The 12,478-nt window shown below is 37.7% G+C and carries 10 protein-coding genes; 7 read left to right on the top strand and 3 right to left on the bottom strand.

From position 1 onward, the window contains the following. The first annotated feature begins 2 nt into the window (after nt 1-2). From LC419_RS09825 to LC419_RS09810, 4 genes are all read left to right on the top strand, one after another. The gene (locus tag LC419_RS09825; protein WP_223607170.1) at nt 3-1,757 is read left to right on the top strand and encodes an amidohydrolase family protein; all 1,755 of its coding nucleotides are present in this window, start codon (nt 3-5) and stop codon (nt 1,755-1,757) included. Nucleotides 1,758-2,046: 289 nt separating this feature from the next. Beyond that, nucleotides 2,047-2,724, top strand: a complete 678-nt coding sequence (locus tag LC419_RS09820; RefSeq protein ID WP_223607169.1) for an SIMPL domain-containing protein — start codon at nt 2,047-2,049, stop codon at nt 2,722-2,724. 152 nt (nt 2,725-2,876) lie between these two features. Beyond that, the gene (locus LC419_RS09815; protein WP_223607168.1) at nt 2,877-4,478 is read left to right on the top strand and encodes a DUF4139 domain-containing protein; all 1,602 of its coding nucleotides are present in this window, start codon (nt 2,877-2,879) and stop codon (nt 4,476-4,478) included. Between the two features lie 18 nt (nt 4,479-4,496). Continuing rightward, nucleotides 4,497-5,693: a VWA domain-containing protein gene (locus tag LC419_RS09810; protein WP_223607167.1), complete on the top strand. Its 1,197-nt coding sequence runs from the start codon at nt 4,497-4,499 to the stop codon at nt 5,691-5,693. A 79-nt stretch (nt 5,694-5,772) separates the two neighbouring features. Here LC419_RS09810 and LC419_RS09805 read toward each other — a convergent pair whose 3' ends face one another. Continuing rightward, the gene (locus LC419_RS09805) at nt 5,773-6,978 is read right to left on the bottom strand and encodes an FAD-binding oxidoreductase (RefSeq protein WP_223607166.1); all 1,206 of its coding nucleotides are present in this window, start codon (nt 6,976-6,978) and stop codon (nt 5,773-5,775) included. A 116-nt stretch (nt 6,979-7,094) separates the two neighbouring features. Between LC419_RS09805 and LC419_RS09800 the strand changes: the two genes are divergently transcribed. Next, complete coding sequence (locus LC419_RS09800) at nt 7,095-7,475, top strand: STAS/SEC14 domain-containing protein (RefSeq protein ID WP_073335395.1); 381 nt, start codon at nt 7,095-7,097, stop codon at nt 7,473-7,475. A gap of 306 nt (nt 7,476-7,781) precedes the next feature. On the opposite strand, the gene LC419_RS09795 is transcribed toward LC419_RS09800, so the two are convergent. Next, a complete protein-coding gene (locus tag LC419_RS09795; protein WP_223607165.1) occupies nt 7,782-8,984 on the bottom strand; it encodes an MFS transporter in 1,203 nt (400 codons plus the stop codon). Between the two features lie 195 nt (nt 8,985-9,179). Here LC419_RS09795 and LC419_RS09790 point away from each other — a divergent pair, with 195 nt between their 5' ends. Together LC419_RS09790 and LC419_RS09785 are read left to right on the top strand one after the other, a co-directional pair. Then, nucleotides 9,180-10,040: an AraC family transcriptional regulator gene (locus LC419_RS09790; protein ID WP_223607164.1), complete on the top strand. Its 861-nt coding sequence runs from the start codon at nt 9,180-9,182 to the stop codon at nt 10,038-10,040. A gap of 70 nt (nt 10,041-10,110) precedes the next feature. After that, nucleotides 10,111-11,412, top strand: a complete 1,302-nt coding sequence (locus LC419_RS09785; RefSeq protein ID WP_223607163.1) for a serine hydrolase — start codon at nt 10,111-10,113, stop codon at nt 11,410-11,412. Nucleotides 11,413-11,470: 58 nt separating this feature from the next. Here the strand turns inward: LC419_RS09785 and lipA are convergent, their stop codons facing one another. Further along, nucleotides 11,471-12,337 (bottom strand): lipoyl synthase, encoded by an 867-nt coding sequence (gene lipA / locus LC419_RS09780; RefSeq protein WP_223607162.1) that lies wholly within the window; start codon nt 12,335-12,337, stop codon nt 11,471-11,473. Nucleotides 12,338-12,478: the final 141 nt, after the last annotated feature.

The following is a 12,478-nucleotide window of genomic DNA, read 5'->3' as shown; positions in this document are numbered from 1 at the left end:
TTATGAATAAAAAACTCCGGATTATACTTGTAGCTTTATTTTGTACAGGCAGTGTTCATGCACAGATCTACATTCAGAATGTAACGGTGGCTGATGTGGTCCATAAAAAGATGATTCCGGGCCAGACTGTTATCATGACGGGAAAAACCATTACCGCTGTAAAACCCAGCAAGCAGATCAAAATTCCTCAGAATTCCCACGTCATCAATGGTGAAGGAAAATTTCTGATCCCCGGAATGACAGACTCACACGTTCACTTTTTCCAGAGCGGAGGTTTGTATACGAGACCTGATGCCCTTGATCTCAGAAAACATGTTCCTTATGAAAAAGAGATCAGCTGGAGCCATAGTCATATGGAAGATCTTATGCAGCGATATCTTAAAATGGGAATTACATCAGTTATTGATCCGGGAGCAACTTATAATTTATTGAAGCTTCGGGATTCTCTAAAAGTCAATGATCGTCTTCCTTCAGTCTATATGTCCGGACCGCTGATCACGACCTATGAACCTGAAGTGTTTAAAAACCTCAATAAAAATGAACCTTTCCGGCTGCTTACATCCATTGATGATGCTAAAAAACTCGTACAGGAACAGATTCCTTACAAACCAGACTTTATCAAAATATGGTATATCGTCACAGGAGAAGCAGATAAAAAGAAAGAGCAGACGAAGAAGCTGGAACCGACGATAAAAGCAGTCATTGATGAAGCGCACAGAAATAATTTAAAAGTAGCCGTTCACGCTACAGAACGCTTCACTGCAGAAACAGCAGTACTCAACGGTGCCGATTTTCTGGTTCATAATATAGAAGACGAAATTGTTTCTGATGATTTTGTAAAACTTTTAAAGTCAAAAAAAGTTATTGTAAGCCCTACCCTAACGGTTATGGATAATTATTATGACACTTACGGACAAAAAAAAGTTTACAATACCTATGAACTTGAAAACTCCAATCCTGAAAGCATCGGCTCTATGTATGATCTGAAGCATCTTACGCAAACCTCAGATTCTGCGATGCTCAATAAACGTAAAGTCCGGTTCAGTGACCCTAAGATAAAAGCGTACATCTCAAAAACAGACTCTATCCGAAAAGTCAATCTTAAAAAACTGGCTGATGGAGGCGTAATGCTTGCTGCCGGTACCGATGCCGGAAATATAGGAACACAGCACGCGTCATCCTTTCTCGCAGAACTTAAAGCGATGAAAGAAAGTGGGATGAACGAATGGCAGATCCTTCAGTCGGCGACCATTATTCCTGCGAAGATCCTTAATAAAGACAATGAATACGGCAGCATAGAAGCTGGCAAAACCGCTGATTTTGTTTTACTGAATGCCAATCCGGTTGATAACCTTGACAATCTGACAAAAATTGATCTGGTCATGAAAAACGGATTGCCTGTAGATCTGACAAAAATTGTAAAAGTAACACCGGAATCCCTGGCGCAGCAGCAGCTCAATGCTTATAACGCAAGAAATATTGATGCTTTTCTGGAACCTTATTCAGATGATGTAGAGCTTTATATGTTCCCCGGAAAGCTGATCAGTAAAGGAAAAGAAGCCATGAAAAAAACCTACTCCGCTATGTTTGATAAATATCCTGATCTGCATTGCGAGATCAAACAGAGGATCGTCAATCTCAATACGGTTATTGATAAAGAGAGCGTTTCAGGGGTTAGACCTGGTGTAAAAACGGAAGCAACTGCTATTTATGAAATTAAAAACGATAAGATTTCAAAGGTTTACTTTATCTATTAAACTTAATTTTTGAACCATTAAGATTCTTGTTAAGCTTTTAAGAGTATTAAGTTTTAGCTTCGCTTTAAGACGTACAGCTTAAAAATCATTTGATTTTTTCTTAACTAACCTTACATCCTTCATTGATCTTAATGTTTTAAAACGTTTTAAAAAAAGCTTGAAAAGGCGATTCTCACGGGGATCGTCTTTTTTATAGGCATCCACCAAGTGAAAACCTCATTTCACCAAGTCTCTTTATTTCGGGTTTCAGATAGCAGTAATTTTACATCAGAATTTAAAACAAGAAATTATGAAATTGAGACATTTTTTATTGATCGGAATCTTTACCCTGGGAAGTTTTGTAAATGCACAGGAAGTAAAGAAAAATGCAATTGAAGTTACAGGGATTGCAGAAATGGAAGTAGAACCGGATGAAATCATCTTCAGCGTAGGCATTAAAGCGGATAACAAGAACGATCTGGCAGATAATGAAAAGAAACTGTTTGAAACGTTGAAAAACGGAGGTGTAAAGAACGAAGACATCAAATTCAAATCCATGTACCAGAATGTTTACGCTAAAAATGGAAAATTCACGAAAAGCTATCAGTTCAAAGTCAATACGAAAGCGAACATCAGCAAAATATTTGAAGACCTCAACCAAAAATGGGTAAGCAACCTGAATGTTTCGGAAGTGAAGAACACTAAAATAGCAGACTTCAGAAAAACAATTAAAATCAATGCATTAAAGGCAGCCAAAGAAAAGGCAGATTATCTTTTGGAAAGTATGGGTAAAAAAACCGGAGCTCCTCTTGAGATCATCGAAATTGAAGATTACACCAGCGATATGGTTCTTCCGGTAGCTTACAAAAGCAGTGTGAGAAATATGCAGATGGAAGCAGCAGCAGACGCTACGATAGATTTTTCTTTCGACAATATCGAAAATATCAAGCTGAAATACAGCATCAAAACAAGATACGAAATCCTTTAGAATTAACAGATTTAAAAAGACAGTCCGAAAGGGCTGTTTTTTTTTCCAGGCTGATGTTTAAGCTCACCAAGTGAAAGTCAGGTTTCACCAAGTCTCCTTATTTTCAGCCTTAAATAGGGATAATTTTACTACAGGAATTAAAATAATACACTATGAAACGCTATTTATTACTACTCATTGCATTTTCTGTTTCGTTATTAAAAGGACAGGAAATCAAGAAGGAAATTGAAGTGAAACAGGCCACCGTCTTCCTTCAGGGTGCCAAAGTTTTCGGAAGCACCTCCGTTACCCTGCAAAAAGGAAGAAATATGGTAAGAATCATCAATCTTCCCAACAACCTTGACGAAAATACTTACAAGATCAATCTTGAAAAAAATACAACGCTTCTTTCCATCACGCCACAGAGCAACTTTCTGAAAGATGAAGATTTTTCTGCAGGAGAAAAGAAACTGGATGATGAAAGAAAAAAATTGCAAAGACAGGTCAATCTACTGAATATCCAAATCAAGAACCTGAACGGCGAGCAGCAGATCATTAATGACAATTTAAAGATCTCTACCAATGACAAATCCACTCCTCAGGAGCAGCTAATCAAACTGACTGAGTTTTACAGAAAAAGAATGCTGGAAATCGATAATCAGGTTTTTGTTTTGAATGAACAGAAAACAGTTTTGGATGAAGGTATTGCGAAGATCAGCAATCAATTCGCAGAAGAACAGACGAATAAAAATACCAACAGAAAAGAACTTCTTCTGGAAATCCTTGCAGACCATGAAACGAATCTGAATTTAGGGGTGAGCTATATCGTTTCTGATGCAGGCTGGGTTCCATCTTATGATCTCCATGCAGAATCGGTGAAGAAGCCGATTGAAATGGTTTACAAAGGAAAAATCTACCAGAAAACCGGCCAGGACTGGAAAAATATAAAACTGTTTGTTTCTACCTACAGACCTTCCTACAATCAGGACAGACCTATCCTTTCTCCGCTTTATGTTGCCGAATATACGCCACATAATCCACAGGCTGAAACCGCCAGCTACAGACTGAAAGCAGCCGCAAAAGAAGTGAATTCTTATCAGATGAGAGATGAAGTAGTGGTTAAACCAAGTCAAATCCCTGTAGCCACCGTTTCGGACAGCCAGATGAATGTCATTTATGAGCTTAATTATGACCAAACGATCTTAAGCCAGGAAAAAGAACAGTATGTGATCCTTGATAAAAAACAAATCGATGCTACCTATAAATACCACACAGTACCAAAACTGAACAACCAGGTATTCCTGATGGCATTTATTAAAAACTGGCAGAATCTTAATCTGATCTCCGGAGAAGCCAATATCTATTTTGAAGATAATTATATCGGGAAAACCAGCATTGCTAGCAATTATGTAAAGGATGAATTCCCTATTTCTCTAGGTGTGGATGAAAGAATTACCGTTAAAAGAATCAAACTGGAGGACAAAACTTCTCAGAAAAACTTCAACAGCAATAAGTGGGAAACAGAGTCCTTCCAGATCAGCATCAGAAACAATACCAAAGAAAACATTGAGCTGGAAATCCTTGATCAGCTTCCGATCAGCGAAAATTCTAAAATACAGGTTAAAGCCTTAGAGATTGGAAACGGCAGTTTTGATGAGAAAACAGGAAGCATTCTTTGGAACAGAAACATCGGCAGTGGTAGTTCGGACAAGATTAATTTCTCTTATGAAGTGAAGTATCCGAAAGAAATGCAGGTTCAGTATTACAGCAGATAACCCATAAAAAATAGCACTATGACAACTTTAAAAATCTTAGCAATGACAGCCGTTACCGCTTTTTTAAGCTCCGGCAGTTTTTCAGACATCCGCTGTTCAAACAGCACCACAACAGACAGAGCAGCATTGGTACAGAATGCTTCCATAACCGAGATTCCAACACCATCAAAGGATAATAAAATCCAGGTCGCGCTTCTGCTGGATACTTCCAACAGTATGGACGGACTGATTGATCAGGCTAAATCCAGACTTTGGAATATTGTGAACACATTGACCACCCTGAAGTATAACGGAAAGGCTCCTCAGATAGAAATTGCCCTTTATGAATACGGAAATGACGGTATTCGTGATGAGAACTATATCCGCCAGGTTACTCCGCTTACCCAGGATCTCGATCTGGTTTCCGAGAAATTATTTGCCCTGAGAACCAACGGCGGTAACGAATACTGCGGTGCTGTGATCCGTGACGCCTCGATGAACCTGAACTGGGATGGCAACGAAAAAAGCATGAAACTGATTTATATTGCCGGTAATGAACCCTTCGATCAGGGAAAAGTGAATTACAAAGAAGTGATCTCTAAAGCCAAAAGCAAAAATATCTACACCAATACCATTTTCTGCGGAAGCCGAGAAGAAGGAACCCAAACCTTCTGGCAAAACGGAGCGGTTGTAGGTGGCGGAAAATACTTCAATATCGACAGCGATAGAAAGGTAATTTATATTGAAACGCCTTATGATGTAAGAATTTCAGAATGCAATACCAGGCTGAATGACACATACATTTTCTACGGAAATCACGGCTCAGAGTATAAACTAAAACAGGAAGCTCAGGACAGAAATGCTGAGGTACAGTCGGTTTCCAATTATGTTGAAAGAACTGTTGCCAAGTCTAAGAAGAATGCCTATAAAAACGATCACTGGGATTTGGTAGACAAAGCAGAAAAAGATGCAGGATTTATCGCCACCGTAAAAGACGACGCACTTCCGGCTGAACTGAAAGGTAAAAGCAAGGAAGAAATTAAAAAAGCAGTTGCTGTTAAATCTGCAGAGCGCGGAAAAATCCAGAAGGAGATTGAAGAACTGTCCAGAAAACGTCAGGAATACATTGATGCCGAAATGAAAAAACGGGGTAATGCAGATTCCGACGACCTTGGAAAAGCGATTGAAAGGTCTATTCTGGAGCAGGCAAAAACGAGTGGATATACTTCGAAATAGTAGGAATGGTGGCTTTTCAGCCACCATTTTTCTTGTGTTTTTCTTAAATATCAGTCTGCAATTGTAGCCGAGATCAGTTTTATCTCCCAAATTGAAAATATTCAGACAGCAGATGCTCTTTGTTTTTCATAAACTGAGAAACCATGTCCATTCCCGTCACGGAAAAAGTAATACCGTTTCCTCCGAAGCCCAGAACAAAGTATGAATTTTTAAATTTTTTATGTTCGCCGATATAAGGCAGCCCATCTTTAGTTTCCCCGAAAGTTCCGGCCCAGACAAAATCTGTATAGAAATGATAATCGGGTTTTATTTTTTTAAGGTTTTTCAGAATTTCTTTCTCTTTTTTACCGAGAAGAGAATCCCGTTTTTCAGCATCATAGAAATCTTCATCTCCTCCACCTATCAGAAGTCGTCCGTCATCTGTTGTACGCATATAGATATAAGGATCATCCGTATTCCAGACCAATGTACTGCTGATGTTTTTGAATTTGTCATCATCAATTTCTGAAACGATAGCGAATGTACTTTTTAAATCCACAAAGTTTTCCTTCAACAGGTTTTTGCTTTCATAGCCGATGCAGTAAATCACCTTTTTAGCCTTGATCTGAAAGCCGCTTTCAACAGTTACCAGATTAAAGCCTTTGTGATATTCTACCTTCTTCATTTCCGTTTTATCAAAGATTTTTAAGCCTTTTTTTGCATTATGTTCAAGCAGTTCATGGGCAAATTTAAACGCATCAATGCTGGCTCCCTGTTTTGACAGAATAGCTCCATATGTGTTTTCAAATCCGAACTGTTCTACAATTTGTTCTGCTTCCAGCCATTTTACGTTGAATCCTGCCTTTTTTCTGGCTTTACATTCTTCCTGAAGCCACTTTACATCTTTCTTTTTTGAAGCAAAATACAGCGATTTTTTTCGTTTAAAACCTGCATCAGACTTGATCAGCTTCGTAAGCTTTTCAAGATTATCTATTGCTTCGGAACAGGCTTTATAACTTGCTACAGCTCCTTTTTCACCTATCTTTTCAGTCAGTTCGTACAGAGGAACGTCTATTTCATACTGCAGCATGGAAGTGGTCGCAGAAGTGCTCCCATTACAGATTTCGCGTTTATCAATCAGGATTGTTTTATATCCGTCACTGATCATCTGATGGGCAACAAGGCTTCCGGTAATACCTCCACCGATAATTAAAACATCGCAGTTTTCATTTGATTTCAGAGAAGGATAAGATTCTATCAGTCCGTTCTTTATCAACCAGAAAGGTTCGTTTGATTTTAAATCCATAATTGAATATTATATTAAAAACTCTAACATTTATAAGTATTTTAACGATTTATTATCAAATTATGGTGCAATTATTGTACCCAGTTTAAAACCCAACCACATTAAAAATAAATTATATGATAACGATTATTCCAGAAGCTCCGGAAAATGTTGCTGCATTCAATGCAACGGGAGAAATAACGCGAGAAGATTTTGAAAACCTTGTCATTCCTCATGTAAAGGAGAAAGTAGACGAATTTGGTGAACTGAATTACCTTTTATATTTAGACACGGATCTGGATAAGTTTACCATGGGAGCATGGCTTCAGGATGCTCTTTTAGGATTAAAAAATCTTTCAAAATGGAATCGGGCAGCCATTGTTACAGATAAAGAAGCCGTACAGAACTTTACCGATATTTTCAGTGTCCTGATGCCGGGAGAATTCAAATCTTTTCCTAAAGAAAATTTATACAACGCGCTTTATTGGTGTAAAAACGGAGATGAGGTAGAGGTGTGATTTGCGTTTGAGAGTATGAGGGTTTTGAAAAGTGATGAGTTATAAATTATGAGTTATGAGTTATTTAAAGCGGTCTTCGAGTTGGAGGTTTCCACTTTCCTTAATCTCAACATACAAATCTGATGTCTGATTACATCTATTCAAAAATTCACCCTTCACTTGCGAAGCAAAATTCACCATTGATATCTTCTCATTTCAGCCATATTATAATAAAAAAGAGACTTTGTCCATCTACTGAACAAAGTCTCTTTTTGTATGTATTAGTGAAGTTAAATACTGAATTATTCAATGTACCTTCTTCACCTATTATTTATCACAAGGCACACATTCTACAGCTGTATCGTCATTATCTGAAGTTTCTCTTCCATACAGATATCTGTATCTTAAGCTTATGGCCAAACCGATGAATGTCATTCCCACTCCTACCAGTGAAGGATATTTAAATGAAAAACCGTATTCCAAAGGAATTCCTCCTAAAAAGGCACCCATCGCATTGGCAATATTGAAAGCAGCCTGCATAAACGCAGCAGCCATCATTTCACTTTTCGGGGCCGCTTTCATCATCATGATATTAATCGGTGCGGCAACAGACATTGACAGTGCTCCACAAACAAATGTCAGGATCAACGCTATATTCTGATGCTCTGCAAATAAAAATACACCTCCTAGAGAGATCATCATCAGAAATATCAGTAATGCACATGTTTTTTCAGGTCCGAGACGGTCGGAAATAAATCCTCCGGCAAGGTTTCCAACCACCATTCCTGCGCCGGCAAGAATCATGACATAGGCCATCTGATTGCTTTGGATTCCGGCAACGATGGTCATTAAAGGCGTAATATAGCTGAACCAGGTGAAAAGTCCGCCAAATCCGATTGCAGTAATTCCCAATACCAGCCAAGACTGTTTATTTTTAAGGAATTTCAGTTCCTCCAGGAAATGAGTATCCTGATTCGATTCTATGGCCGGAAGCCATAATTTCAGGAATAATATAGCGAAAAGGCCGATCAGTGCTACAATCGCGAAATAGAGCTTCCAGTGATATGCATGTCCTATGTAGGTAACGAGCGGAACCATAATCAGGTTGGCCACCGTAAGCCCGGTAAACATCAGGGATATATAAAATGCCTCCTTCCCTTTTCCAGCCATCCGGGATGCCACTACTGTTCCTACTCCGAAAAATGCTCCGTGAGGAAGTCCAGACATGAATCTCATGATCAGCATGCTCGTGTAATCCGGCATTACTGCAGAAAGTCCATTGAATAGGGTGAACAGGATCATTAAAACCATCAGCACTTTTTTAGGTGGAAATTTTACGGAATACCCAATCAGAATTGGTGCTCCGATCACTACTCCCATTGCATAGGCCGAGATCAGATGTCCTGCTTCAGGAATGGTGATTTTGAGGGTATTTGCAATATCTGGCAGCAGGCCCATAACGGTAAATTCCGTTGTTCCGATTCCCAGTCCGCCTATCGCCAGCGGTATTATTCTTTTATCAATCTTCATTGTGAGTAAACTTCTTTTTCGAATTAAATTTTAAATGATTTTTTCTAAAAAATAAAAACAGTATTCCACCTTTATTTTGAAAGTGCAAAAGTCGCAAGAAATATTGGCTTTTACTCCTCTTGAAATGATAAAAGTTTGCTCCATATTAACCTTTTTATGTAATTTTAAAATCAGAATCAATCAAATGAGAACAAAATGAAAATCCAGAAAGAGGTTATAGAATTTGAAAAAGGAAAATCTTTCAAGCTTTTTTCACCGTCTTTAAAGAACTGTTTTTTCTGGCACCATCACCCCGAAATAGAACTGGTCTATGTAGAGGCCGTCAATGGCATTCGCCACGTAGGGCGCGATATTTCAGGTTTTACAGAAAGTGATTTGTTGCTGATTGGTTCCAATGTTCCACATCTTAATTTCGATTATGGTATCCAGACAGAATGCAGGCAGCTGGTTCTGCAGATGAGAGAAAATTTTCTTCAGGACATCATTTTCCCCGTTCCTGAGTTTGAAAACATCAAAAAACTTCTGGAAAGATCTTATCTGGGGCTTTCCTTCACGGGAGATACGAAGAAAACGGTTGTTGAAAAGCTCAATGAGATTAAAGATAAAAACTCGTTTGATGCTCTCATGGGGCTGATTGAAATTTTGCAAATTCTCGCTGCCTCTGATAACGTGAAAGAGCTGAATAAAGAAGATACGAGGATAAAATGGTTTCTGAATGACAAGATCCGAATGGGAACGATTTACGACTACATTCACGAAAATTATGATAAGAAACCAAACGTTAACGAAATTGCAAAAATAGTCAGTTTAAGTACGCCTGCTTTCTGCCGCTATTTTAAAAAGCAGACGAATATGACCTTCACGGATTTCGTCAATAATTACAGGATCAATCAGGCTAAGATATTTCTGCTGAAGGATTATTCTGTGACGGAGGTTTGTTTTCAGGTGGGTTTTGAGAGTTTGTCCTATTTCAATAAGCTATTCAAACAGCATACGGGTGAAACGCCATCTGAATTCAGGAAAAAGTATTTGAAGAATATTGAAATACACAGTTAATTTAATATACTTATAAGCTAGTACGTACTATTCATTGATTTACTGATTATTATACAATAAAAAAACTAAAATGAAAAATATTATTTTGCTCATCATTCTTTTTTCAATAAAAGGATATTCTCAAAATATAGACAAACTTAGAATAGATAGCTTAATAACAGCCATTGAAGTTAATAATCAGGATATAGGCAGCATTTCGATTTTCAAAAATAACAAAGAAGTTTATAGCAGAACTTTCGGGGAAATCAATATCAAAGCACTGCAAAAAACACCAGATCTAAAATATCATATCGGATCTGTTTCAAAGATGATTTCCGCAACTCTGATCTTTAAATTAGTTGATGAAAAAGAAATCAGTTTAAATGATACTCTTTTTTCTTTCTTCCCTGATATTCCAAATTCAAAAAAAATAACAATTAAAAATCTTCTGGAACATACCAGCGGACTGCAAAACTTTGTGATCAAGGAGAACAACAGTCAATGGTTAACAGAAAAAGCCACTCAAAAGGAAATTATTGAAGAAATCACAAAACAGGGAGTTGCTTTTCAGCCTGGTAAAAAAGTTTTTTACTCCAATTCTGCGTATTATTTACTTACCAAAATCGTAGAAAGTAAATATAATTCCAGTTACAGCACAATTTTAGAAGAAAAAATAATAAAACCGCTTAAACTCAAGAATTTTGCATCTTTTCATCATCATAATTACAATAATATCGCTCCATCCTACCGCTATGAAAACGGCTGGAAAAAAGTAAAAGATTTTTATTTTGAAAATGTAATCGGAGTTGGCGATATTGCCTCTACAATGTATGATACTAATGTCTTTATCTCTCAATTATTTGCAGGCAAAATCATCAGCACAATATCTTTGGAAAAAATGGTCCCTGCTGACGAATCTTTTTTTGGAAGAGGATTGATAGATCTTTCTTTTGGCGGTAATATATTATTTGGCCATTATGGTGATACGTATGGCTCTCACAGCATAGTTTTGTTTGATATTAAAAATAAAACAGCCATTTCCCTCGTAGTAAACGGAGAACGCCTAAGCAAAGATGATTTTGTTTATTATCTTCTAAATATTTTATATAAGAATAAAAGAAAACAATCTGAAAGACAAATAGACGGTATGCATGCAGAACTTTATACCGGGACATACAGTTCGGTCGAACTTCCTTTTAAACTAAAACTATCTTATGGAGATCAATTTTTAAAAGCGGAAGTTATAGGTGATTCTTCTTTCACTCTTGATAAAATCGGGGAAAACAAATTTGAATATTTTCCTGCCGGGATCATCATGGAATTTAATCCTTCTGAAAAGAAAATGCTCATGATACAAAGAGGGCAAAAATATCAATTCACAAGAGATCGATAAATCAAAATCTATCGAAATAATAATACAAAAAAACCGCCCTAAATAGCGGTTTTATTTTTTAGTGTATATGCTTTTCAGCGTGGTAAGAACTTCTTACTAAAGGTGAGCTTTCTACATGTCTGAACCCTAAACTTCTTGCAAAGTCTCCCAGCTCATCAAACTCTTCCGGTGTAATGAATTTTTTCACCGGCAAATGTTTTTTGGTAGGCTGAAGATACTGTCCAAGCGTGATCACATCAACATTGGCATTTCTGATGTCTTCAATGGTTTGGAAAACTTCATCTTTAGTTTCGCCCAAACCTAGCATCATTCCCGTCTTTGTTCTTCTCTGACCCGCTTCTTTTAAGTATCTCAATACTTCTAAGCTTCGCTCATATTTAGCCTGTATTCTCACTTCTCTTGTCAGACGTTTTACAGTTTCCATATTGTGAGAGATCACTTCAGGAGCTACCTCCACTAATCTGTCAATATGCTTAGTGAGTCCCTGAAAATCAGGAATAAGCGTCTCCATTGTTGTTCCCGGAGAAATTCTTCTTACTGCATTCACGGTTTCGCCCCAAAGGATGGAACCCATATCTTTCAGGTCATCACGGTCTACAGACGTAAGAACAGCATGCTTGATCTTCATTAATTTGATAGAACGCGCCACTTTTTCAGGCTCATCCCAATTCACGTCAAGCGGTTTTCCTGTTTTTACACCGCAGAATCCGCAGCTTCTTGTACAGATATTTCCTAAGATCATGAACGTTGCCGTTCCTTCTCCCCAGCATTCACCCATATTCGGACAGCTTCCGCTCTGGCATATGGTGTTTAATTTATATTTGTCGACCAAAGTCCTAAGCTCCCTGTAGTTCTTTCCGGTAGGAAGTTTTACACGGATCCACTTTGGTTTTTGAACGGTAGTATCTTGAACTAAATTTTCCATCTCTAAAATTGAAGCTCAAAGTTAAGGAATTTTTAATGGAAACCATCTAATGGAAAAATTGATGGAACAGATAATATAAATTTATGTTTTTAATGAGGTCAGGAAGTTTGAAGCTGGAAGAGGGAGGTTATTAAGGACGAA

It is taken from the genome of Chryseobacterium sp. OSA05B (assembly GCF_019970065.1).
Taxonomy (GTDB): domain Bacteria; phylum Bacteroidota; class Bacteroidia; order Flavobacteriales; family Weeksellaceae; genus Chryseobacterium.
This window is presented reverse-complemented; position numbering and strand designations above follow the sequence as displayed.